A 23,649-nucleotide genomic window follows, 5' to 3' on the forward strand; every position below is an offset into this window, starting at 1 on the left:
TGCTCCCACGGTTTCCGCCCCGCGCCGGGTTCCCCCGTCTGCGGTACCCGCCGCATTCTTCTGTGGTACCCGCGGCTTTTGTCAGTACTCCGGCGAGATCACGCGGTCCCGGCCTCCGGTAGGGTCTCCTGGCACTTGCTCGGGGCGGATGTCAACCCCCCGCCACGCGGTAACATCGCTGCTGGGAGGACCGCATCGTGAACGACCTTGTCGATACCACCGAGATGTATCTCCGGACCATTCTCGAACTCGAAGAAGAAGGCGTGCCTCCGCTGCGCGCGCGCATCGCCGAGCGCCTGCACCAGAGCGGCCCGACGGTGAGCCAGACGGTCGCCCGCATGGAACGGGACGGGCTGCTCACCGTCGAGGGCGACCGTCACCTGGTGCTGACCGAGGAGGGGCGCAACACCGCCGTCTCCGTCATGCGCAAGCACCGGCTGGCGGAGCTGCTGCTGGTCAACGTGATCGGCATGCCGTGGGAGGAAGCCCACGAGGAGGCGTGCCGGTGGGAACACGTGATGAGCGACTCGGTCGAGCGCCGGGTCTACGAACTGCTGAACAAGCCCACCCGCTCGCCGTACGGCAACCCGATCCCCGGGCTGGAACAGCTCGGTCTGCCCGAGGACGGCACCCCCGACCAGCTCGGCCACGGTGAGCGCAACCTGGCGTTCCCCGGCCTGACCGGCAGCGTCGTGGTCTCCCGGATCTGCGAGAGCGTCCAGACGAACGCGGATGTGTTGCGGCAGCTGCACGCCGCCGGCATCGATCCGGGTACGACCGTGACGGTCGCCCAGGAGCGGGACGGGGTCACCATCGACAAGTCGGGGGACAAGATCCGGCTGCCGCGTGAGGTGGCGTCGCGGGTGTTCGTCGCCGCTCGCTGAGCCCTGGCTGGGCTCCGCCTCGGCGGGGCCCAGCTCACCCGTCGGTGGTGTCCATCGCCTTGGCCAGGTCGAGCAGCTTGGTGTTCATCTGGGTCACCGCCGAGTTCGACGCGCCCTTGGCGAAGGTGAACTTCAGCGTCTGGAGCTGCTCGGCCTCGCTCAGCCAGCCGATCTCCACGGACGGGCCGTGTCCGCCGGTCGCCGCGGTGTTCAGGCGATAACCCGCCTTGCCGAGGCCCTTGAGCTTGACCGACTTCTCCGGCATGCGGGAGGCCAGGAAGATCTTGGCGTCCGCCTTGGTCTGCTCGACCACGGAGAGCGACAGGTCCGGCCACGAGCCGCTCACCGTCTGCACCACGCACGTCGAGGTGTCGTCGACCTGATCGGAGGCGGCGACGGAGAACCGGACGCCGATCTTCTTCTCGATGAAGGTCCAGTCCCAGAGGATGCAGGCGCCTCCCGCCGAAGCGGCCGGGGCCTCGGGAGCAGCGACCGGAGGAAGGCTGATGACCGCGTCGTCCGGCTTGTCGCAGCCGGAGACGGCGAGCAACATGACGACGCCGAGTGCGGCCAGAACCTTGCGCACCTGTGATCCTCCCGGGTTCGGGGCACACCCTATTGCTCCGAAGCGTTTCAGGAAAGTGGCGACCCCTTGATTACTTGGGGTAATCGTTACCTCGCGATTCGGGAGCGCCTGCTCTCGAGCCGGTCAGCGCCTACGGTTGACGACGGTTCGCGCGGAAACGAGGAGGGGCAATGATCAACGACAGCCTTGTCGACGTGGGGAACGTGCAGCTCGCCGTTCGTGACTTCGGAGGTGACGAGCCCCCGCTGCTGCTCCTGCACGGCCTGGGCGGCAACCTCGCGCAGATGACCACGCTGGCGCGCGCGCTGCGGCCACACCATCGGGTGGTCACCGTCGACCTGCGTGGGCACGGCCGCTCCGCGGACGGCCCGTGGAGCTGGGACGCCGCGCTCGGCGATCTGGCCGCGGTCTGCGTGAAGCTGGAGCTGGAGCGCCCCGCCGTGGTCGGACACTCGCTGGGCGGCATGCTGGCCGCGCTCTGGGGCCAGCGGCACCCGGAGTCGCCCGGCGTCGTCAGCCTGGACGGCAACCCACCGCCGACCCGCCCCGAGCAGCTTCCCGGCCTCAGCCCGGAGCAGGCCGCCGCCGACCTGGAGCGCCTGGCTGGCGTCTTCGACATGATCGAGGCCGCCGCCGGTCAGACCGTCGAGGCCGACGAGCTGGCCGACCTGGTGGAGCGGCAGCAGATGGCGGCGCGCGACATGGGCGCCAACGAGAAGGTGTGGGTCGAGGGCTTCCGGCGCAACCTGGTGCACGGCAAGGACGGACGGACAACGTTCCGCCCCTCCTTCGAGACCACCACTCAACTGCGCGCCCTGATGAGCGAGCTGGACCTGGCCCCGGTCTACGCCGCGACCACCTGCCCCGAGCTGCTCGTGCTGGCCACCCGGGACCTGCCGGAGCAGCAGCCGTTCGCCGACCTGTACGCCGCCCACCGCCGCTACCTGCTGGCCCAGGCTCAGCGGTCTCCGCACGTGCGCCACTTCGAGCTCGCCGACGCCTCCCAGGCCATGGTGATCGAACAGCCCACCCTGCTCGCCTCGCTGATCACCGACTTCCTCGGCGAGCACCGCTGACCCACGCTCCCGGCCGTTGGGAACCCGCCGGCGGCCGGGTCCCGGCAGCGGCCAGGTTTTCAGCGGCGGCCGGGTTCCCTGCGGCACCGGCGGCCGGGACTCGATCAGCGGGTGGGGAGCGGCTTGGCGGCGTGCGAGGCGACCAGGCCGATGACGAGCGCGCCGAAGACGCAGAGCAGGCCGTTGCGGACGCCGAAGTGCTCGGCGAGGAAGCCGATCAGCGGCGGGCCGGCCAGGAACGCCCCGTAGCCGATCGAACCGGCGACCGAGACGCGCATGGCGGCGCGGAGCGGGTCGTCGGCGGCGGCGCTCATGCCGATCGGGAAGCCGAGGGAGGCGCCGACGCCCCAGAAGAGGGCACCGACCAGGGCGACCTGGACCGAGCCGCCGAAGACGACCAGGAGCAGGCCGACGACGGCGGCGACCGCGGTGAGGCGGAGCACCGGGACCCGGCCCCAGCGGTCGGCGGCGGGGCCGCCGTACATCCGGCCCAGGGTCATCGCGGTGACGAAGACGCCGAAACCGATCGCGCCGAGTGTGTCCCCGGCGTGGTAGCCGTCGACCAGGCTGATCGCGAGCCAGTCGTTGGCGCTGCCCTCGGTGAAGCCGAATCCGAGCAGGATCAGGCCGATCAGAATGGTCCGCGGCTCCCGCCACGCCTGGCCGGCGGTCATCGCGGGCTTCGCGCCGGGCTCGGGGTCGACGTGCGGCAGGAAGCGGCGGACGACCATGATCTGGACCACCACGACGATCGCGGTCGTGAGGTAGAGCTGCGCCCAGATCGGCAGGCCGCTCGCCGACGCGACCGCACCGACCCCGGCGCCGCCCACCGTGCCCAGGCTGAAGCCGGCATGAAAGCGGGGCATGATCGTCCGCCCGAGCCGGCGCTCGACGTCGGCCGCCTCGACGTTCATCGCGACGTCCCAGGTGCTGGTGCCGAAGCCGCAGAAGAGCAGTGCCAGGCCGGCCAGGACGACCGAGCCGAGCAGCGTCGCGGTGGCCAGCACCGCCAGGCCGAAGGCCATCGACATGCTGCCCAGGAACACCGCCCGGGCCGGACCCACCCGCTGCACCAGCGGACCGGCCAGCGGGATCGACGCGACCGAGGTGCCGGACATGCAGAGCAGCAGCAGGCCGAACCCGGCGATCGAGAGCTCCAGCCCGTCCCGGATGGCGGGTGCCCGGGACAGCCAGCCCGCGAGGGCCAGCCCGTTCATGGCGAACGTGACGCCAACTGCGATCTTGGCGGCGTTCACCCGGGTCGATACGACGTCTAAGCTGCTCACCACTAGAACTTACACGTTAAAGCTGCCGAGGTCACCGGGGTAGATCCGCGGGCCCGGCAACGGCCACGCCGCGGGCACGTCCCACAATGGGCACCGGTGACACGACCGTGCCGAACACCACAGGCCCGGTCGACGGATACGGAAGGAGGGCGACATGGGCCGGCCCGAAGAACTACAGGCGGAGGCGCGTTCCGTGCTCGCGCTGCTCGAGCCGCTCGGAGCGCTCGTCCCCACCGGCAGCTACGTGTCCGGCCTGATGGTCTGGCGCGACCTCGACGTCATGCTGCTCGGCGGTCCGGACTTCAAACCCGAGGACGTCCTCGCGCTGCTCGGCAAGGCGGTGCAGATCCCGGGCCTGACCGCGTTCTCCTACGTGGACGAGCGTGGCGACCGCTCCCCCACCGGCAAACAGCGCGACGAGCGCTTCCACGTGACGCTGACCGTCGGCGAGTGGCGGGTCGATCTCTCCGTCTGGCTGCACGACGATCACGGCGACGTCAGCGAGTGGCACCGGGACCTGGCCGGCCGGATCACCGACGAGGAGCGGCAGGCGATCCTGGCCATCAAGACCATCTGGCATCAGCGCCCGGAGTACCCGGACGAGGTCGGTGGCTTCGACATCTGCACCGCGGTGCTGAAGCACGGCGTACGCAGCGCGGTGGAGTTCGGCGCCTGGCTCCGCGAGGCGCCCGCCCGGCGCTGAGACTGCTCACATTCGGTCACGGGAGTCGCTGCGGACCCACAGCGACTCGTCGGGCCAGCCGTCCCGGCGGTCGGATTCGGTCAGGGGCCGGTAGTGTTCGACGGCTCGCAGACCGCCGGTGTCATCGAAGCCCCTGAACTCGGCGACATCATCGGGCGAGCCGACGACACCGGGAAGGGTCACCAGGCCGCTGGGCGGGACGCGGACGGAGATCTCCGCGCCGCCGTACCGCACCTCGACGGTGGTGACGGCCCGGCTCGCCATCACGGTCAGCTCCGCCAGCCAGTCGCCGCCGACCTGGGCCAGCTGGGCGCCCAGGTTCACCAGGTCGCTGCCGCGCGAGCCGGGCAGAGGTCCGTCGGGACGGTCGAGCACCCACTCCGGCATGCCGGAGCCCGAGCCGCCACCGGGCCACAGCCACTCGCCCTCGGGCGAACGTTCCAGCAGGTAGACGTCGTCGAGCAGGGCGTTGTCCTCCTCGTGGTCACGCCGGAGGACGATGACAGAGCCGTACCGGCCCCAGGTGCCGGCCGCCGCGATCACCACGTCGTGCGGCGACACCACCGGCGGGAGATCCGGAGCGCCGTGCCGCAGGGCGGCGAACAGTTGAGCGGGCTCCAGCAGACCTGGCTCATCGTGAGGCTCGTGCACGAATCCCACCGTAATGCCAGGTCAACCCGCCGGCCGGCGGTGCCGGTCGTCAGCAGCAGAACAGCGCCCATGCCGAGCTCGCGGCAGGGGGCCGGGGTGCGCGGGCCTCGCGCGAGGTCGGCACGGGACTCGGCGTGAGCCTGGCCGCGGGGCCCCACAGGTCGTACCCGGAAATGGATCTTGATTTTGTCTGCCGTCCGCATCGACCGGCAGCACGCCCGAGGCAGATGCCTCCCACCCGGAGACGGGTGGGAGGCATCCGAGGTAGGACGCCAGTGACTGCTTTCAGGAGTCAGTCACCGGAGACATCCCGGCTTCAGCTGCAGCCGGAGGTGGAGCCGCAGCCCTCGCAGACGTAGCAGCTGCCGGCGCGGCGCATCTTCGTGCCGCAGGTGAAGCAGAGCGGCGCGTCCGCGGCGTGGCCGGTGACGATCTCCAGCAGCTCGGTCGAGGAGCCGGCGGTGGCCGGCGCTTCCTTGGCCGGCTCCGGAGCGCTCGTCGAGGCCTTCGCCTCGGCGACCGTGACCGTGGCCGAGCCGGGGGTGACGACCGGGGCGGACGCGGCCATCCCGGCCAGGTCGACCGCGGCGGCCTCGGCGGCGGCCTCGGCCTGGGCCTGGGCGACGCGCTCCTTGGCGGTGAAGATGCCCAGCTCGGAGCGGGTGTCGTAGGGCAGGAAGTCCAGCGCCAGGCGACGGAAGATGTAGTCCATCACCGAGGACGCCATGCGCACGTCCGGGTCGTCGGTCATCCCGGCCGGCTCGAAGCGCATGTTGGTGAACTTGCTGACGAACGTCTCGAGCGGGACGCCGTACTGAAGCCCTATCGAGATCGCCACCGAGAAGGCGTCCATGACACCCGCCAGGGTGGAGCCCTGCTTCGACATCTTCAGGAAGACCTCGCCGAGGCCGTCGTCCGGGTAGGACGACGCGGTGAGGTAGCCCTCGGCGCCGCCGACCGAGAAGGAGACCGTCTCGGACGGGCGCTTCTTCGGCAGCCGCTTGCGGATCGGGCGGTACTCGACCACCTTCTCCACGATCTTCTCGACCGCCTTCTCCTCGACCGGAGCGGCCGCCTTGGCGGTCTTGCCCGCCGAGAGCGGCTGGCCGACCTTGCAGTTGTCGCGGTAGATCGCGAGCGCCTTCAGGCCGAGCTTCCAGCCCTGGTAGTGGATCTCCTCGATCTCCTCGACGGTCGCCGTCTCCGGCATGTTGACCGTCTTGGAGATGGCGCCGGAGATGAACGGCTGAACCGCGGCCATCATCCGGACGTGGCCGAGCGGGGCGATCGACCGCTCGCCCATGGCGCAGTCGAAGACCGCGTAGTGCTCGGGCTTGAGGCCGGGCGCGTCCACCACGTTGCCGTGCTCGGAGATGTGCTCGACGATCGCCTCGACCTGCTCCTCGGGGTATCCGAGGCTGCGCAGCGCGCGCGGCACGGTCTGGTTGACGATCTGCATCGAGCCGCCGCCGACCAGCTTCTTGAACTTGACCAGCGCCAGGTCGGGCTCGATGCCGGTGGTGTCGCAGTCCATCATCAGGCCGATGGTGCCGGTCGGGGCGAGCACCGACGCCTGGGCGTTGCGCCAGCCGTTCTTCTCACCGATCTTGTTGCCGTTCTTCCACTGCTTGGTGGCCTCACGGACGATCTCGGTGGCGACGACGCCCTGGGGACGGATCTCGTCGTTGCCGGCGGCGTGCTTGCGCATGACGCGCTGGTGCGCCTCGGCGTTGCGGGCGTAGCCGTCGTACGCGCCGACGACGCCGGCCAGCTCGGCCGAGCGGCGGTACGCGGTACCGGTCATCAGCGAGGTGATCGCCGCGGCGACACTGCGGCCACCGTCCGAGTCGTACGGCAGGCCGGACGCCATCAGCAGGGCGCCGATGTTCGCGTACCCGATGCCGAGCTGGCGGTACGCCCGGGTGGTGATCCCGATCTTCTCGGTCGGGAAGTCCGCGAAGCAGATCGAGATGTCCATCGCGGTGATGATGAACTCGACGCTCTTGACGAACTTCTCCACCTCGAAGCCACCGTCGGCCTTGAGGAACTTCATCAGGTTGAGCGACGCCAGGTTGCAGGACGAGTCGTCCAGCGACATGTACTCCGAGCAGGGGTTGGACGCGGTGATCCGGCCGGTCTCGGGGTTGGTGTGCCAGTCGTTGATGGTGTCGTCGTACTGCAGGCCCGGGTCGGCGCACTCCCACGCGGCCTGGGCGATGCCGCGGAACAGCTTCTTGGCGTCGATGGTCGTGATGACCTCGCCGTTGAGCCGGCCACGGAGACCGAACTCGGTGCCCTCCTCGTACGCCCGCATGAACTCGTCGCTGACCCGCACCGAGTTGTTGGCGTTCTGGTACTGCACGCTGACGATGTCGGCGCCGCCCAGGTCCATGTCGAAGCCGGCGTCCCGCAGCGCGCGGATCTTGTCCTCCTCGCGCGCCTTGGTCGAGACGAACTCCTCGATGTCCGGGTGGTCCACGTCGAGGATGACCATCTTGGCCGCACGACGGGTGGCGCCACCGGACTTGATGGTGCCCGCGCTGGCGTCCGCGCCGCGCATGAAGCTGACCGGACCGCTCGCCGTCCCCCCGGACGACAGCAGTTCCTTGGACGACCGGATCCGGGACAGGTTGACGCCCGAGCCGGAGCCGCCCTTGAAGATCAGGCCCTCTTCCTTGTACCACTCGAGGATCGAGTCCATCGAGTCGTCGACCGAGAGGATGAAGCAGGCGCTGACCTGCTGCGGCGACTTGGTGCCGACGTTGAACCAGACCGGCGAGTTGAAGCTGAACACCTGGTGCAGCAGCATCCAGGTCAGCTCGTGCTCGAACAGTTCGGCGTCGGCCGGGGTGGCGAAGTAACCGTGCTCCTCGCCGGCCTTCCGGTAGGTCTTGACCACCCGGTCGATCAGCTGCCGGAGCGAGGTCTCCCGCTCGGGCGTCCCCACCGCGCCCCGGAAGTACTTGGTCGTCACGATGTTCGCGGCGTTCACGCTCCAGAACGCCGGGAACTCCACGCCGCGCTGCTCGAAGTTGATCGAGCCGTCACGCCAGTTGGTCATGACGACGTCGCGGCGCTCCCACTCGACCTCGTCGTACGGGTGGACGCCCGCCGTCGTCCACACCCGCTCCACACTCAGCCCCCCGGCTGCCACGCCGTTCGCGCTTGCCCGGCTGCGCTGGCGACCCGCAGTGATGCCGTCTCCGGCCATATGAACGTGCTCCCCCTCGTAGTGCTGCTGACAGGTGTAGCTCTCGTGTGGCCGGGTGATCAGCCGTTGATCTTGGGTGCGCGGGCCGTGCCGGACCGCGGCGCGACGGCGTGTCGCGTCCCGGCTTCCCGGACGATCGGCGCGTCGCGGAGCGCGGCGATCTCGTTCTCGAACTCGTCGAGTGAGTCGAAGGCCTTGTAGACGCTGGCGAACCGCAGGTAGGCGACCTGGTCGAGTTCACGCAACGGCGTGAGGATCGCCAGGCCGACCTCGTGGCTCGGAATCTCCGCGGCGCCCCGCGCCCGGACGGTCTCCTCGACCCGCTGCGCGAGCAGCGCGATCGAGTCCTCGTCGACGGGCCGGCCCTGACAGGCCTTCCGAACGCCACTCATGATCTTCGTCCGGCTGAAGGGCTCGGTGACGCCGCTGCGCTTGACCACCGCGAGAACCGCCTCCTCGACCGTGGTGAAGCGCTTGCCGCACTCGGGACACGAGCGACGGCGACGAATCAACTGACCGTCGTCGGCCTCGCGCGAGTCCACGACACGCGAGTCGGCGTGCCGGCAGTACGGGCAACGCACCGCGATCTCTCCCTTCGCCCCCTCTCCCGGGCAGATCCAGACACGCCGAAGCACAGCCTCGCAATGTACCGACCATCGCGGGACTGTGACTTGACTTGCGGAAAACCGGGGAGGGAAAACCCAACCTGTGGATGACTTACAACTTGTAACCACTAGATGTTGGGGACGACGCTATGCCGCGGCGGACGCCGATGCAAGTTGGCAGACGTGCCGACGCGCCGTATTTTGCGCCTCAACACGCTGGAGTGACGGCACGGTCACCGGGCGCGTCGGGAAACCGATTGCCGACCGGGCGACGACGCCGCGCCGGACGAAAACGGTCAGGTATGCGACGCGGTCGTGAACAGCACGACACTCGCCAGGATCGCCATGGCGAAGAAGAGGCCGAGGAGCACCACCCGGCCGCGCCGGGTCAGTCGCAGGGGTGGCGCGGCGTGCCTGGCTTCACCAGTGATCACCATGACAGATCCCCTCTCTCGGACACCCGTTCGATAGAACGCCCGTACGACGGTCTATCAGAACGGGAGTACGAAAATCCAGTCTCCGGACACGACACGCCGGAGAAATCTCGTACAGATGTTTGAATAAGCTGGACCCGCCTACTACGGTTTCCTCTCAAGAGGGGTCAGCCGGACAAACGTCATCCCCACGGCGCGTCCGGCTCCGCGACGCACCACGTGCCGAGAGGCACTGGCCGACAGGGAGGGCGGACGTGTCGACCGACGACCGCACGAGCCGACAGCAGCAACCGATCGGGCAGCAGCCCACCAGGACCCCGGAGTCCGGCAGCAGCGCGGCCGCCATGCGTCGCCGCACGCCGAGCCGGGCCCGCTCGGCGGACGCCCCGCAGTTGCGCTCGGTGACCCCGCTCGGCAACGTGACGCAGCCGGTCGCCGACGACCTGACCACCCGGCAGCGGCGGATCCTCGACTTCATCCGCGAGTGGGGCGAGAAGTACGGTTACCCGCCCAGCGTGCGGGAGATCGGCGAGGCCGTCGGCCTGGTCTCACCCTCCAGCGTGGCGTACCAGTTGAAGGCCCTGGAGACCAAGGGCTACCTGCGGCGCGACCCGAACCGGCCACGCGCCGTGGACGTCCGCTCCCCCGGCGAGACGGTCGACGACGAGGCGCTGCGGGCCGCCCGGCCGCAGCCGGCCTACGTCCCCCTGGTCGGCCGGATCGCCGCCGGTGGCCCGATCCTGGCCGAGCAGACGGTGGAGGACTTCTTCCCGCTGCCGCGCGAGCTGGTCGGCGAGGGCGACGTCTTCATGCTCGAGGTCAAGGGCGACTCGATGATCGACGCCGCGATCTGCAACCGCGACTGGGTGGTGGTGCGCCAGCAGCCGACCGCGGAGGCCGGTGACATCGTCGCCGCGATGATCGACGGCGAGGCGACCGTGAAGAGCTACCGCCAGCGCGACGGTCACGTCTGGCTGATGCCGGCCAACCCGGCCTTCGACCCGATCCCCGGTGACGACGCGACGATCATGGGCAAGGTGGTCGCGGTCCTGCGCCGCGTCTGAGATTCAAAACCTTCGTCCGGTACGACCTACGCGTCCCGTCCGCAGGCTTCGCAGCCACGCCCCGTGGCTGCGGCGTCGCGACGCCGCGGTCGCTCCCGGCAATACCTGGAACGGCAAAGGGCCGGCACCCCGTACGAGGTACCGGCCCTTTGTGCTGACTCAGCGACGGTCGCCGTCGTGGCCCTGGGGCGGACGTCCACCGCCGTAGGTGCCGGGGCGAGGCGGCTGGCCACCGCCCTGCGGCGGACGCTGCTGGCCGCCGTAGACGCCACCGCCAGCGCCGCCACCACGATTGGGTTGCTGCTGCTGTGGGGCCCGCTGCGGCGGCTGAGGGCCACGTGGCTGTTGCTGGGGGCCCGGACCACGCTGCGGCTGCTGCGGGGGCCGTGGCGGCTGCTGCTGGCCCTGCGGACGCTGCTGCGGGCCACGGGCCGGCGGCTGCTGCTGTGGAGGCCGTGGCGGCTGCTGCTGCGGACCGCGCGGCTGCTGACCGGCGGGCCGGCCGTACTGCGGTCCGCCGGCGCCGGGGCCACCGCCACCGTTGGGCTTACCACCGCCGTACACCGGGGGGCGCTGCTGCTGGCCGCCGGCGGCCTTCGCGCCGTACACCGGGCCACTCGGCCCGTCGGCGAAGGGAGCACCGCCGCGCGGCGGAACAGGCCCGCTGCCGACGCCGATCAGCTCGGTCTTCGGGTCCGCCTTGGCGATCGCACCGCTCGGAGCGTCGTCTACGTCGGCCCCACGGGGGTTCGCCTTACGAAACCGGACGATCCCGATGACGCCGATCGCGACCAGCAGGAAGCCGAGGACACCGACCCCGCCGACCAGCTTCGTGATGTCACCCACACTCAGGTCCGAGTACCACGAGTCGGACGCGGCCCCGTCGGTGGACTGCTTCTTGGAGATCGTCGCGACCTCGGTGGCCGGCTCGTACCGCAGGATCGAGTTCTCGGCGTCTTCGTCGCCGTTCATGTCGGAGACGGTGAAGAAGTACTTCCCGTCCGGGCTGTACGAGATCGCCTCGCCGAACGTCTCGTTCGGCAGGCCGGTGACGCGCGGCTTGGTCTTCAGCGCGGCCAACACGTCGCCGCCCTTGACGTCCCACTCGACCGCGTCGGTGTAGGTGCGCAGCACGACCTTGCCGCCGCCGGGGGCGATCGACCCGCCGGTGACCGTTCGGTTGAAGGTCATGGCGAACGCGTTGCCCTTGGTCTCGGTCGGCGACAGCGACAGCTCACCGACCTTGGTCAGCGGAACGCCGGTGTCGTTGTTGTTCTTCAGCGCGGCGGACGGCTTGTAGATGTAGGCGTTGCTGAGCTCCTTGGTCACGATGATCGGCGTGCCGTCACCGTCCAGCAGCAGCGCCTCGGCGTCGTGCTTGTCCCCGTCGGGGTAGCTGAGCCGGTGGATCACCGGGTCCTTGCCCTTGTTGAGCGGCACGCTCCACAGCGCGACGTTCGTCCGGGTGTCGCCGCCGCCCTTGAGCACGTCGTTGTCGCCGGTGTCGGCGATCCAGAGCGTCTTGCCGTCGGGCGAGAGGACCATGTCCTCGGTGTCCCGCGAGCCGCCCAGGTCGATCTTGCTCTTGACGGTGCACTTGGTGTCGAGGAAGAAGATCTTCCTCCGCCGGTCGTCCGTGCTGTCATTGATCGCGACGAAGCCGGTCTTCGTCGCGACGAGACCGGAGATCTCGTCGAGGAGCGGATCCTTGACCTGACAAATTTTCTTACCGGCCGTCGCCTTGGCACTGACCGTCGGCTGTGGCGTCGGGTCAGCGGCAGACGCGCCGGTGCCACCGATCGCTACCAGACCCACGCCCAGCACGATCGAGAACACGAGACGCCGCATCCGCACAGTGTCGCATGCGGCGTCACCCATCGGTGTAACGCGTGGATCAAGCCAGGTCAAAGGTAACCAGGTGTCTGATTTGGTACCCGACACAGGTAACGCTCAGCAACGAAACGGTTCCAGGTCGGCCGCGAGTCGCTCGTCGACCCGGACCTGCAGCTCCGTGCCGTCATCCAGGTGCCGGGACTGAAGCACCTGACCGGTCCGGTGCACCCGGGCCACCAGGTCCCCCCGGTCGTACGGCAGGAGGATCCGCAGATCCACCGCCGGCCGGGGCAGCCGCTCCGCGATGGCCGTCCGCAGCTCGTGGATGCCCGATCCGGAGCGCGCCGAGACGAAGACGGCATCCGGCCAGGCCCGCTTGAGCCGCAGAACCGTCTCCTCGTCGGCGGCGTCCATCTTGTTGACCACCAGCAGCTCGGGAATCCGGTCCGCACCGACCTCGCCGAGCACCTCGCGGACCGCGCTGACCTGACCCTCCGGGTCGGGGTGGGCGCCGTCGACGACGTGCACCACCAGGTCGGCCTCGGCCACCTCCTCCAGCGTCGAGCGGAACGCCTCGACGATCTGGTGCGGCAGGTGCCGGACGAACCCGACGGTGTCGGAGAGGGTGTAGACCCGGCCGTCCTCCGCCGCGGTGCGCCGGGTGGTCGGGTCGAGGGTGGCGAAGAGCGCGTTCTCGACCAGCACGCCGGCCTCGGTCAGCCGGTTCAGCAGGCTGGACTTGCCGGCGTTGGTGTAACCGGCGATGGCCACCGCGGGCGTGCCGCTGGACTGCCGGCGGGACCGCTTGGTCTCCCGGATCGTGCGCATGGCCTTGATCTCGCGCCGCAGCCGCGAGATCCGGTAGTTGATCCGGCGCCGGTCGGTCTCCAGCTTGGTCTCACCGGGACCGCGCGTGCCCACGCCGCCACCGCCGGAACCGCCGCCCGCGCCGCCACCCTGCCGGGAGAGCGAGTCACCCCAGCCGCGCAGTCGCGGCAGGAGGTACTGCAGCTGGGCCAGCTCGACCTGAGCCTTGCCCTCTTTGCTCTTCGCGTGCTGGGCGAAGATGTCCAGGATCAGGGCGGTCCGGTCGACCACCTTGACCTTGACCTCCTGCTCCAGCTTGCGCAGCTGGGACGGGGAGAGCTCGCCGTCGCAGATGACCGTGTCGGCGCCGGTGCTGACCACCACGTCACGCAGTTCGTCGACCTTGCCCCGGCCGATGAAGGTGGCCGCGTCCGGCTGCTTACGGCGCTGGATCAGGCCCTCGAGGACCTGGGAACCGGCGGTCTCGGCGAGCTGCGCGAGCTCGGCCAGCGAGTTCTCCGCGTCATCGACGCTGCCCTCGGTCCAGACGCCGACCAGCACGACACGCTCCAGTCGCAGCTGGCGGTACTCGACCTCGGTGATGTCGGTGAGCTCGGTGGAGAGACCGGCCACCCGCCTGAGCGAGTGCCGCTCCTCGAGCTCGAGATCGCCGGTAGTCAGATCCGGCTCGTCAAGGACGGGTGTCTGGTACGTGTTTCGCAAAAGTGACCTCCTGTAACCCGATCCTGGCACGTGTCACCGGCGAGCGCATCCACATAACCGGGCGTGACCCTCAAGTGAGCACCGGGCGGCAATCGAACATTCCGACCGAGCGACAATTCGTTAGCCACCCCCACCAACGTCGGAGGGAACACCGTGTTGACCACCCGCCTGCCGAGCGCAGGATTCTCGATCACGATCCGCATCGCCGTCACCGCGGACGCCTCGTCCATCGGCCGGCTCACCACCTGTGTCGGCGAGGCCGGGGCGATCGTGACGGCACTGGACGTGGTGGACTCCGACCCCACCCGGGTGGTGGTCGACCTGACCTGCGACACCGCCGACTCCGCGCACGCCGACCAGGTCGTCAAGCAGCTCGAGGACCAGGACGGCGTGGATGTCCGGAAGGTCTCCGACCGGACGTTCCTGCTGCACCTGGGCGGGAAGATCGAGGTCTCGTCGAAGGTCGCGCTGCGCAACCGGGACGAGCTGTCCCGGGCGTACACGCCGGGCGTGGCCCGGGTCTGCATGGCGATCGCGGAGAACCCGGCGGACGCCCGGCGGCTGACCATCAAGCGCAACACCGTGGCCGTGGTCAGCGACGGCTCGGCGGTGCTGGGCCTGGGCAACATCGGCCCGGCCGCGGCGATGCCGGTGATGGAGGGCAAGGCCGCGCTCTTCAAGCGGTTCGGCGGGGTGGACGCCTGGCCGGTGGTGCTGGACACCCAGGACACCGACGAGATCGTCCGGATCGTCAAGGCGATCGCTCCCGCCTACGGCGGCATCAACCTGGAGGACATCGCCGCGCCGCGGTGCTTCGAGATCGAGGCGCGGCTGCGTGAGCAGTTGGACATCCCGGTCTTCCACGACGACCAGCACGGCACCGCGATCTGCGTGCTGGCCGCGCTCACCAACGCGCTGCGGGTGGTGGGCAAGCAGATGGAGGACGTCAAGGTGGTGGTCTCCGGCGCCGGCGCGGCCGGCACCGCGATCATGAAGCTGCTGATGCGGCAGGGCGTGAGCGACATCATCGCTTACGACCGGAACGGCGCCCTGCACCGCGGCATGACCGGCCTGAACCCGTCGATGCAGTGGCTGGCCGAGCACACCAACAAGGCGAACTACTCCGGCGACCTGCCCGGCGCGATCGCCGGCGCGGACGTCTTCATCGGCGTCTCCGCGCCGAACCTGCTGACCGGCGACGACATCGCGAAGATGGCGGACCGGTCGATCGTCTTCGCGATGGCGAACCCGGACCCGGAGGTCGACCCGCGGGAGGCCCGCAAGCACGCCGCGATCGTCGCCACCGGCCGCTCCGACCAGCCCAACCAGATCAACAACGTGCTGGCCTTCCCGGGCGTGTTCCGCGGCATGCTGGACGCCAGCGCCGAGGAGTTCACCGAGGAGATGGCGCTGGCCGCGGCCCGGGCGATCGCCGACGTGGTGGGCGAGGACAAGCTCAACCCCACGGTGATCATCCCGAGCGTGTTCGACCCGCGGGTCACCCCGGCGGTCGCGGCCGCGATCCGCGCGGTCGTGCGCGGCGGGCCGGCTCCGGCCAACGCGGCGGCGGCTTCCGAGTCCGAGCTGGAAGGGGCCCCCGAGGGCATCTTCTGAGGATCAAAAGCCTTGCGGGGGTACGGACTCAGCCCCGGACCCCCGCAAGCCCGACGCTCAGTTCACCCCGGCTGGTGACCGGGGACCGGCACGGTCACCTCACCGGAGGCGACCAGCACGGCCGGCCCGGCCAGCCACCAGGCGCCCTGCTCGTCGCAGGTGACCACGAGCCGGCCGCCGAGCACGTCCACCGCGACCGAGCCGCTGCTCAGGCCCGCCTCCCGCAGCGCGACAGCGCCGACCGCCAGCGCGCCGGTGCCGCACGACATGGTCTCGCCCGAGCCCCGCTCGTGCACCCGCATCCTGACGTGCCGGTCCAGCCCGTCCAGGGCCTCGGCCGCCTCGACGAACTCGACGTTCACCCCGGCCTTGAAGAGCGACCTGTCGACCGCCGGGCCGGTGCTGAGGTCCAGACCGGCCAGCTCGACGCCGTCGTGCAGGCCGCAGACCAGGTGCGGGTTGCCGCAGTCGACCGCGAGGCCGGGGACGGTCAGGATGCCGACGGTCGCGGTGCTGGCCGCGTACACCTTGGGGGTGCTCATCCGTACCCTGATCGTGTCGGCCTCGACCACCGCGAGCATGATCCCGGCGCGGGTCGCCACCGGCAGGCCCTCGGCGCCCGGCGCGGCCAGCCGGTTCGCCACCAGGTAGCGAGCGAACACGCGCACCCCGTTGCCGCACATCTCGGCGATCGAGCCGTCGCTGTTCCAGTAGTCCATGAACCACTCGGCGTCGGCCGCCTGGCCGGCCCCCTCGGGGTGTTTCGCGGCGCGCACCACCCGCAGCACGCCGTCGCCCCCGACACCGCGCCGCCGGTCGCAGAGCGCGGCGACCAGCGCCGGCGTCAGCTCCAGCTCGCCGTCGGGGTCGGAGAGGATGACGAAATCGTTGGCGGTGCCGTGGCCCTTGGTGAAAAACACGCGGTCCATCATCGCGCAAGAGCCAGGGCATCGGCTACGAGCGTCGGTGCGGCGCCGTCCAACCAGGTGATCGCCGGGTCCCGGCGGAACCAGGAGCGCTGCCGCCGGACGAACCGGCGGGTGCCGCGGACCGTCTCCTCCTTCGCCTCGGCCTCGGTCATCGTGCCGTCCAGCTGAGCGAGCGCCTGCTGGTAACCGAGCGCCCGGGAGGCGGTCCGGCCGTCCCGGATCCCGGCCGCGTCCAGGGCGCGCACCTCGTCCAGCAGGCCCGCCGACCACATCAGGTCGACCCGCAGCGCGATCCGGTCGTCCAGCTCGGCGACGTCCCGGTCCACACCGAGCTGCACCGCCTCGTAGTACGGCTTCGGGTCGGGCAGCGCGGCGGTGAACGGCTGTCCGGTCAGCTCGATCACCTCGAGGGCCCGGACGATCCGGCGGCCGTTGGAGGGCAGGATCTTCGCCGCGGCGACCGGATCACGCTCGGTGAGCCGGGTGAAGAGCGGCGCCGGGCCGGTCTCGGCCAGCTCCGCCTCCAGCCGGGCCCGGATCGCCGGGTCCGTCCCGGGGAACTCGAACTCCTCCAGGACCGCGCGCACGTACAGGCCGGAGCCGCCGACCAGCAGCGGAACCCGGCCGCGCGCGAGGATGTCGTCGATCGCCGCCCGGGCCAGCGCCTGATATTCGGCGACCGCCGCGGTGACCTTGACGTCCCAGATATCGAGCAGGTGATGCGGCACGCCGTCGCGCTCCGCCACGCTGAGTTTCGCGGTGCCGATGTCCATCCCGCGGTACAGCTGCATAGAGTCGGCATTGACCACCTCGCCACCCAACTCGTGCGCGAGTGCGATGCTCAATGCGGACTTTCCCGCCGCCGTCGGACCGACGACGGTGACCACGCGAGGACCCGGACTTAATGGCACAGAGCAACCGTAGGACAAGGTTGTGTCACGGTCGTCGGTGGGAGCTTTCCCCTAACCGGGTTGGACCTGTGACAATGCGCGAGAAAGAATGCCACTGAGAAGGTTGGCATTCCACTGCGCCATGGCGGTGGCCGAGCCAGAGCTGGCTTCGGCGCCGGGAGAACGAGGATGAGCTCATGAACGACTGGACGGCTTTCGGGCGCGTGGATGCCGACGGCACCGTGTACGTGAAGACCGCCGAGGGCGATCGGGTGGTCGGCTCGTGGCAGGCCGGTACGCCGGAGGAGGGCTTGGCCCACTTCGCCCGGCGATTCGAGGACCTGGTGACCGAGGTCGACCTCGTCGAGGCCCGCCTCAAGTCGGGCGCGGCGGACGCGGCCCACTCGCTGAGCAGCGTCAAGCGCCTGCGCGCGACGCTGGACGAGGCGCACGTGGTGGGTGACATCGACGGCCTCGCCACCCGGCTGGAGAAGCTTGCCACCCTGGCCGAGGAGAAGGCCGGCGAGGCCAAGGCCGCCCGTGAGGTGGCCCGGACCGAGGCGCTGGCCCGCAAGACCGCCCTCGTCGAGGAGGCGGAGAAGATCGCCGCCGACGCCACCGGCTGGAAGACGGCGGGTGACCGGCTCAAGGAGATCCTCGACGAGTGGAAGACGATCCGCGGCGTCGACAAGAAGTCCGACGGTGAGCTGTGGAAGCGGTTCGCCGCCGCCCGCGACGGCTTCACCCGGCGCCGGGGCGCGCACTTCGCCACCCTCGACGGGCAGCGCAAGCAGGCCCAGACCGCCAAGGAAGAGCTGGTCAAGGAGGCCGAGCAGCTCTCCGGTTCGGACGACTGGTCCAACACGGCCAACCGGCTCAAGGACCTGATGACCGAGTGGAAGGCCGCGCCGCGCGCCGCCAAGGAGGCCGAGCAGCGCCTCTGGGAACGCTTCCGGGCCGCTCAGGACGCGTTCTTCACCCGGCGCAGCGAGGTCTTCTCCGCCCGCGACGCGGAGTACCAGGGCAACCTGGAGCGCAAGCAGGCGATCCTGGCCGAGCTCGAGGCGGTCGACGTCGAGGCGGACGCCCGTGGCGCGCAGAACAAGCTGCGGGACGCGCAGGCCGCCTGGCACGACGCCGGGCGGGTGCCGCGGGAGGCCGCGGCCGGGCTGGACCGCCGCTGGCGGGCCGCCGAGGAGCGGATCCGGGTCGCGATGGACTCGGCGTGGCGCAAGACAAGCCCGAAGGACAACCCGCTGCTGCGTCAGATGCGCGACCAGGTCGCCGAGGCCGAGCAGCGGCTGGCCCGGGCCCAGGCGGCCGGCGACGCCCGCCGGGTCAAGGAGGCCGAGCGGGCCCTCGCCGCCAAGAAGCAGTTCCTGGCCCTGGCCGAGCAGACCAGCTGAGGCTCGCTTTCACGTCAGGCGGTGGCCCCGGTCGGGGCCACCGCCTTTCGGCTTTCTCCGGTACGCGCGGTCAGCCGGCCCGGTTCGACCCGGCGATCGCGGCCGGGGCGCTCGCCTGACCCGGCCATCGCGGGATACAGCGGCCGAGCCAGGAGGACCTCGTCGACCTGGTCGACATCAGCTCTTCCTGGCAATCCGGCGGCAGCTCCGGCCACACCACCCGGACCTCCCGCCCCTGTTGCCGGGCGAACTCCACGGTCTCGGCGGTGCCGCCGCGCAGGCCCTCGTCGCTGCCGTCCCAGACGGCGACCAGGACGTCGCTGCGCAGGACCATCTCGTGGCTGGCCGCCGTGTAGGACGCCTCGGGCGGACCCGGGACAGTGATCTTGGTGACGTCGCTGGCGAAGCGCAGCAGGGACCGGAGGCTACGGTCCTCCTCCGGGGCGGCGGAGATCTCCGGCACCGGCAGGACCGCCTCGAAGGAGCCCCGGCAGGCCATCACCGCCTCGGCGAAGAGCCGGTCGGCCCCCTCGGCCAGGCAGGTCACGCCGTGGACCCCCGGGTAACCGCGGAGGAGCCGCCTCAGGTCCCGGGCGATCACCCGATGAGCGGATGGCTGCAACCGGACATGGCCGGTCACGCCGATGCGTACCATCGCTACCCCTCGCTGCCGTCGTCTCGCGCCCGGGCGCCATTGCCCGGCTCGCTCCGGTGTCCGGCAAACGGACGACCTTGATCCAAGCCTTGCTTAGAATGTCCGGAATGTCACGGATTGTCCCCCGACACTTATCCCCGCCGTCGCGAGCGGCTCGTCCTCCTCCCGCCGATCGACCAGGGTGTCCAACTCGGACCGGTCGGCGTTGCCGCCGGTGCAGACCACCGCCACCGACCGCCCGGCGAACAGGTCCGGCCGGCTCAGCACGGCCGCGATCCCGGCCGCTCCGGCCCCCTCCGCCAGGGTGTGCGCGGCGGTCGCCAGCAGGCGCCGGGCCGCGCCGATCTCGTCGTCGGTGACCAGCAGGAAATCGGCGAGACCGGCCCGCATCACGCGCTGCGGCAGCGCGTAGCCGCGACCGGTCGCGAGGCCGGCGACCGTGCTCCGGTTCGGCCGGGCGAGCAGTTCGCCGGCGCGCCAGGAGTCGTGCGCGGCCGGTGAGGCGGCCGACTGCACGCCGATCACCGCGCAGCCCGGCGCCAGGGCACCGGCCACCAGGCAGGCCCCGGCCGCGCCGGTCCCGCTGCCCACCGGCACGACGATCACATCCACCTCCGGCCGCTGCTGGAGGATCTCGAGGTAGACCGTGCCCACCCCGGCCAGCAACTCGGGCGTGTCGCCCGGGCTGACCAGCCGCGCGCCGGAGTCAGCGGCGAGCCTCTCGGCATGCCGACAAGCCTCCTCCAGGGTCGCCCCGGTCAGCACCACCCGGCCGCCCCACGCCTCGACCGCGGCGGCCCGGCCCGGGCTCGCGTTCGCCGGCATGACCACTGTGCACCGCGCCCCGTAGAGGTGACTGGCGTAGGCCATCGACTGCGCGTGGTTCCCGGTCGACCAGGTGACCGTGCCGCGCGCTCGGTCCGCCTCGGGCAGAGCGTCCAGCAGGGTCAGCCCGCCGCGCACCTTGAACGCCCCGACCGGCTGCGTGTTCTCGTGCTTGACCAGCACCGACGTGCCGAGCTCCCGGTCCAGCAGCGGATAGCTCCAGAGCGGGGTGGGCGGCAGGTGGCGGCGGACGACATCGTGCGCGGCCTGGATGTCCGCGAAGGTCAACTCCATGCCGTCGATCCTCGAACGGGATCGATCCATTGGTCCAATGCCGGTTCACGGGCAGTTCCATAGACCGGATTGATAGGTTGCCGGGATGCTCGACGTGACCCGCCTCCGGGTGCTGGTGGCGGTGGCCCGGCACGGCTCGGTGACCGCCGCCGCCCAGGCCCTGCACTACGCCCAGCCGTCGGTCAGCCACCACCTGGCCCGGCTGGAGGCGGAGACCGGCAGCCGCCTGGTCCAGCGGGCCGGACGCGGCATCCGGCTCACCGACGCCGGCCGCATGCTCGCCGAACGCGCCGAGGAGATCCTGGGCCGTCTCGACGCCGCCGAGGCGGAGCTGGCCGCGCACACGGGGCTACGCTCCGGGCGGGTCCGGCTGGCCGCGTTCCCGTCCGCGCTGGGCACGTTCGTGCCGGCGGCCGCGGCCGGTTTCGCGGTCGAGCACGCCGGGGTCGACCTGCGCTTCACCGAGGCCGAGCCGCCCGAGGCGGTGCGCCTGCTGCGCAGCGGCGAGGTCGAGGTGGCGCTGCTGTTCGCCTATCCGGGTGAGGACACGCCGGATCTCGACGGGTTACGGGCCGAGCTGCTGCTGGAGGAGCCGCTGCACCTGGTGGTTCCGCCCGGGTGGCCCGGGGACGCGCTCACCGACCACCGGGAACGGCCGTGGATCACGGGCTGCGAGCGGTGCCGGGGCGAGCTGTCGCGGGCGTGCGCGGCGTCCGGCTTCACGCCCGACATCCGGTTCACCACCGACGACTACGTCGCGGTGCAGGCGCTGGTCGCGGCGGGTCTGGGGGTCACCGTGCTGCCGGCGCTCGCGCTCGCCGCACATCAGAATCCGGGGGTACGGACGGTGGAGCTGGCCGACACGTGCCGGAAGGTCTACGCGGCGGTGTACGGGGACACGCCCGACCCGCCCGGAACCTCCGCGCTGTTGCGGCAGCTGAGGACGGTCGCCGGTCTGCCGCCGTACCGCCGGATCGGGTGAAGGACGACCGGCAGCGGCCCGGCGGCGGAGAACGGACACGGCCCGCGCAGACCCCCGGTGTGCCGGAGGGAAGCGCGGGCCGCGACGGGTCGGATCGGACCGCTCAGAGGGCGCAGCCGTCGGCGGCGGCCGGCAGCGGGGCCGGGACGCCGATGGTCGGGAGCCCGAGAGAGACGCCCTTGAGCTTCGGGGTGACGCCGGCCTCGAAGGCGTCACCGGCCCGGGTGCGGCGGTGGCTCAGCGGGTCGCCGTCGGCGTTCAGGTGGTGCGGCGCGGCGTAGGTGATCACGGTCTCGACGATGTCGCCGGGACGCGGAGCGTTCGCACCGGAGAGGTCGCCGGTCGCGAAGTGGACCAGGCGGCCGTCGCGGGCGCGGCCGCTCATCCGGCCGGTGCGCTCGTCCTTGCGGCCCTCGCCGACCGCGACCAGGACCTCGACCCGCTCCCCGACGAGCTTCTTGTTCTCGGCCCAGGTGATCTCTTCCAGGGTCGTGATCAGACGGTCGTACCGCTCCTGGACGACCTTCTTCGGGATCTGCTCGTCCATGGTCGCGGCGGGGGTGCCGGGACGCTTCGAATACTGGAACGTGAAGGCGCTGGAGAAGCGGGCCTGGCGGACCACCTCGAGGGTCTGCTCGAAGTCCTCGTCGGTCTCGCCGGGGAAACCGACGATGATGTCCGTGGTGATCGCGGCGTCCGGCATCGCCGCCCGCACCTTCTCGATGATGCCCAGGTATTTCTCCTGGCGGTAACTGCGCCGCATGGCCTTGAGCACCCGGTCGGAGCCGGACTGCAGCGGCATGTGCAGCGAGTGGCAGACGTTCGGCGTCTCGGCCATCGCGGCGATCACGTCGTCGGTGAAGTCCTTCGGGTGCGGGCTGGTGAACCGGACCCGCTCCAGACCCTCCACCTCGCCACAGGCGCGCAGCAGTTTGCCGAAGGCAAGCTTGTCGCCGAACTCGACACCGTAGGAGTTCACGTTCTGCCCGAGCAGGGTCACCTCGAGGACGCCCTCGGCGACCAGGGCGCGCACCTCGGCCAGGACGTCGCCGGGACGGCGGTCCTTCTCCTTGCCGCGCAGGGACGGGACGATGCAGAACGTGCAGGTGTTGTTGCAACCCACCGAGATGGAGACCCAACCGGCGTAGGTCGACTCGCGCTTGGTCGGCAGCGTGGACGGGAAGACCTCGAGCGACTCGAGGATCTCGACCTGCGCCTCCTCGTTGTGCCGGGCACGCTCCAGCAGCGCCGGCAGGGAGCCGATGTTGTGGGTGCCGAAGACCACGTCGACCCAGGGCGCCTTCTTGACGATGTCGCCCTTGTCCTTCTGCGCCAGGCAGCCGCCGACCGCGATCTGCATGCCCGGGTTCTTCACCTTGGTCGGGCGCAGGTGGCCGAGGTTGCCGTAGAGGCGGTTGTCGGCGTTCTCCCGGACCGCGCAGGTGTTGAAGACCACGACGTCGGCCGCCTCGGGATCGGCGGCCCGCACATAGCCCGCGTCCTCCATCAGACCGGAGATGCGCTCGCTGTCGTGCACGTTCATCTGGCAGCCGTAGGTGCGCACGTCATACGTGCGGGAGGCGCCCTGCAAGTCGGTAGTCATGGCAATTGACCAGGGTACTGCGTGGGAGCGGAGAAACCGACCCGCGGTCAGGCCGCCACCGGGCGACCGCATCCCGGCCCGGCCGCGCACGCCGGGTCGGCACCGGTGCAGGGCCGGACGTGCCGGCGCTCGACCCCGTCGTCGGTCTCCTCCTCGTCGGCGTGCACGACCCGCAGCGTCCCGTCCGGCTCGGCCAGTACGTACCGCGTGGGATTCAGGGAGTCGTCCGGGAGCAGCACGTCGGCGCCCAGCCGGACCGCGACGGCGCTCGCGATCGTCGCCTCGGCCACGTCGTCGGGCGCCAGAAATACATCGATCAGTGTCGGGAAATCGCCACCGACGTGATAGACGTCGCAAAGCAGGCTGCCCGGACCCGCCCCCTCTATCTCGGCCACCGGCCGGTCCAGCGCCCCGGCCAGGGCGTTCCGTACCCGCTCGGGCTCGATCCGCCCGGCGGCGGACCAGTTCCAGAGGCCAGCCATACCCGTCATGGTGTCCGTCCCTTTCGCCCTGTGGCGGCTGCGTTACCGCTCCGTGACCAATCTCGTCACCTTCCGATACCGATGCCCCCCTATGGTGGCTGCCAAC

General features: G+C 70.6%; 21 protein-coding genes. 7 read left to right on the forward strand and 14 right to left on the reverse strand.

Translation table 11 applies throughout. The features are described 5' to 3' along the window. The first annotated feature begins 194 nt into the window (after nucleotides 1-194). The gene (locus CHC09_RS01700; RefSeq protein ID WP_089291137.1) at nucleotides 195-884 is read left to right on the forward strand and encodes an iron-dependent transcriptional repressor DtxR; all 690 of its coding nucleotides are present in this window, start codon (nucleotides 195-197) and stop codon (nucleotides 882-884) included. 34 nt (nucleotides 885-918) lie between these two features. On the opposite strand, the gene CHC09_RS01705 is transcribed toward CHC09_RS01700, so the two are convergent. After that, nucleotides 919-1,470 carry a hypothetical protein gene (locus tag CHC09_RS01705; RefSeq protein WP_089291138.1) on the reverse strand — a complete coding sequence of 184 codons (552 nt, stop codon included), beginning with the start codon at nucleotides 1,468-1,470 and terminating at the stop codon, nucleotides 919-921. Nucleotides 1,471-1,640: 170 nt separating this feature from the next. Here CHC09_RS01705 and CHC09_RS01710 point away from each other — a divergent pair, with 170 nt between their 5' ends. Further along, nucleotides 1,641-2,546, forward strand: coding sequence for an alpha/beta fold hydrolase (locus CHC09_RS01710; RefSeq protein ID WP_089291139.1), 906 nt, complete (start codon nucleotides 1,641-1,643; stop codon nucleotides 2,544-2,546). Between the two features lie 104 nt (nucleotides 2,547-2,650). Here CHC09_RS01710 and CHC09_RS01715 read toward each other — a convergent pair whose 3' ends face one another. Then, entirely contained in the window at nucleotides 2,651-3,832 is a 1,182-nt protein-coding gene (locus tag CHC09_RS01715; RefSeq protein WP_089291801.1) for an MFS transporter, read from the reverse strand. 154 nt (nucleotides 3,833-3,986) lie between these two features. Here CHC09_RS01715 and CHC09_RS01720 point away from each other — a divergent pair, with 154 nt between their 5' ends. Then, nucleotides 3,987-4,535: a hypothetical protein gene (locus tag CHC09_RS01720; protein ID WP_089291140.1), complete on the forward strand. Its 549-nt coding sequence runs from the start codon at nucleotides 3,987-3,989 to the stop codon at nucleotides 4,533-4,535. Nucleotides 4,536-4,541: 6 nt separating this feature from the next. On the opposite strand, the gene CHC09_RS01725 is transcribed toward CHC09_RS01720, so the two are convergent. The 4 genes from CHC09_RS01725 to CHC09_RS46085 form a co-directional block, all read right to left on the reverse strand. Next, nucleotides 4,542-5,186, reverse strand: coding sequence for a hypothetical protein (locus CHC09_RS01725; RefSeq protein ID WP_143232186.1), 645 nt, complete (start codon nucleotides 5,184-5,186; stop codon nucleotides 4,542-4,544). Nucleotides 5,187-5,502: 316 nt separating this feature from the next. Continuing rightward, a complete protein-coding gene (locus tag CHC09_RS01730) occupies nucleotides 5,503-8,397 on the reverse strand; it encodes a vitamin B12-dependent ribonucleotide reductase (RefSeq protein ID WP_089291142.1) in 2,895 nt (964 codons plus the stop codon). Nucleotides 8,398-8,456: 59 nt separating this feature from the next. Next, the gene (gene nrdR, locus CHC09_RS01735) at nucleotides 8,457-8,978 is read right to left on the reverse strand and encodes a transcriptional regulator NrdR (RefSeq protein WP_089291143.1); all 522 of its coding nucleotides are present in this window, start codon (nucleotides 8,976-8,978) and stop codon (nucleotides 8,457-8,459) included. A 320-nt stretch (nucleotides 8,979-9,298) separates the two neighbouring features. After that, entirely contained in the window at nucleotides 9,299-9,439 is a 141-nt protein-coding gene (locus tag CHC09_RS46085) for a hypothetical protein (protein WP_179276918.1), read from the reverse strand. Between the two features lie 251 nt (nucleotides 9,440-9,690). Here CHC09_RS46085 and lexA point away from each other — a divergent pair, with 251 nt between their 5' ends. Continuing rightward, nucleotides 9,691-10,500, forward strand: a complete 810-nt coding sequence (lexA, locus tag CHC09_RS01740; RefSeq protein ID WP_089291144.1) for a transcriptional repressor LexA — start codon at nucleotides 9,691-9,693, stop codon at nucleotides 10,498-10,500. 159 nt (nucleotides 10,501-10,659) lie between these two features. Here lexA and CHC09_RS01745 read toward each other — a convergent pair whose 3' ends face one another. After that, nucleotides 10,660-12,348, reverse strand: coding sequence for a WD40 repeat domain-containing protein (locus CHC09_RS01745; RefSeq protein WP_143232187.1), 1,689 nt, complete (start codon nucleotides 12,346-12,348; stop codon nucleotides 10,660-10,662). A gap of 102 nt (nucleotides 12,349-12,450) precedes the next feature. Continuing rightward, entirely contained in the window at nucleotides 12,451-13,863 is a 1,413-nt protein-coding gene (gene hflX / locus CHC09_RS01750; protein WP_089291146.1) for a GTPase HflX, read from the reverse strand. A 153-nt stretch (nucleotides 13,864-14,016) separates the two neighbouring features. Here hflX and CHC09_RS01755 point away from each other — a divergent pair, with 153 nt between their 5' ends. Then, nucleotides 14,017-15,477, forward strand: coding sequence for an NAD-dependent malic enzyme (locus CHC09_RS01755; RefSeq protein ID WP_089291147.1), 1,461 nt, complete (start codon nucleotides 14,017-14,019; stop codon nucleotides 15,475-15,477). A gap of 62 nt (nucleotides 15,478-15,539) precedes the next feature. Here CHC09_RS01755 and dapF read toward each other — a convergent pair whose 3' ends face one another. Both dapF and miaA read right to left on the reverse strand, forming a co-directional pair. Beyond that, the gene (dapF, locus tag CHC09_RS01760) at nucleotides 15,540-16,406 is read right to left on the reverse strand and encodes a diaminopimelate epimerase (RefSeq protein ID WP_373871882.1); all 867 of its coding nucleotides are present in this window, start codon (nucleotides 16,404-16,406) and stop codon (nucleotides 15,540-15,542) included. Further along, nucleotides 16,406-17,335 (reverse strand): tRNA (adenosine(37)-N6)-dimethylallyltransferase MiaA, encoded by a 930-nt coding sequence (gene miaA / locus CHC09_RS01765; RefSeq protein WP_239138097.1) that lies wholly within the window; start codon nucleotides 17,333-17,335, stop codon nucleotides 16,406-16,408. Before miaA ends, dapF begins: the two co-directional genes overlap by 1 nt. A gap of 158 nt (nucleotides 17,336-17,493) precedes the next feature. Here miaA and CHC09_RS01770 point away from each other — a divergent pair, with 158 nt between their 5' ends. After that, nucleotides 17,494-18,702: a DUF349 domain-containing protein gene (locus CHC09_RS01770; protein WP_089291149.1), complete on the forward strand. Its 1,209-nt coding sequence runs from the start codon at nucleotides 17,494-17,496 to the stop codon at nucleotides 18,700-18,702. Nucleotides 18,703-18,772: 70 nt separating this feature from the next. Here the strand turns inward: CHC09_RS01770 and CHC09_RS01775 are convergent, their stop codons facing one another. Then, complete coding sequence (locus CHC09_RS01775) at nucleotides 18,773-19,357, reverse strand: hypothetical protein (RefSeq protein ID WP_089291150.1); 585 nt, start codon at nucleotides 19,355-19,357, stop codon at nucleotides 18,773-18,775. A 93-nt stretch (nucleotides 19,358-19,450) separates the two neighbouring features. Continuing rightward, nucleotides 19,451-20,476, reverse strand: a complete 1,026-nt coding sequence (locus CHC09_RS01780) for a threonine ammonia-lyase (protein ID WP_089291151.1) — start codon at nucleotides 20,474-20,476, stop codon at nucleotides 19,451-19,453. Nucleotides 20,477-20,561: 85 nt separating this feature from the next. On the opposite strand from CHC09_RS01780, the gene CHC09_RS01785 reads away from it, so the two are divergent. Further along, nucleotides 20,562-21,458: a LysR family transcriptional regulator gene (locus tag CHC09_RS01785; protein ID WP_089291152.1), complete on the forward strand. Its 897-nt coding sequence runs from the start codon at nucleotides 20,562-20,564 to the stop codon at nucleotides 21,456-21,458. 103 nt (nucleotides 21,459-21,561) lie between these two features. On the opposite strand, the gene miaB is transcribed toward CHC09_RS01785, so the two are convergent. Continuing rightward, entirely contained in the window at nucleotides 21,562-23,061 is a 1,500-nt protein-coding gene (miaB, locus tag CHC09_RS01790) for a tRNA (N6-isopentenyl adenosine(37)-C2)-methylthiotransferase MiaB (protein WP_089291153.1), read from the reverse strand. Between the two features lie 47 nt (nucleotides 23,062-23,108). Further along, nucleotides 23,109-23,543 (reverse strand): hypothetical protein, encoded by a 435-nt coding sequence (locus CHC09_RS01795; protein WP_239138096.1) that lies wholly within the window; start codon nucleotides 23,541-23,543, stop codon nucleotides 23,109-23,111. Nucleotides 23,544-23,649: the final 106 nt, after the last annotated feature.

This window comes from Actinoplanes regularis (assembly GCF_900188005.1).
Taxonomy (GTDB): Bacteria; Actinomycetota; Actinomycetes; order Mycobacteriales; family Micromonosporaceae; genus Actinoplanes; species Actinoplanes regularis.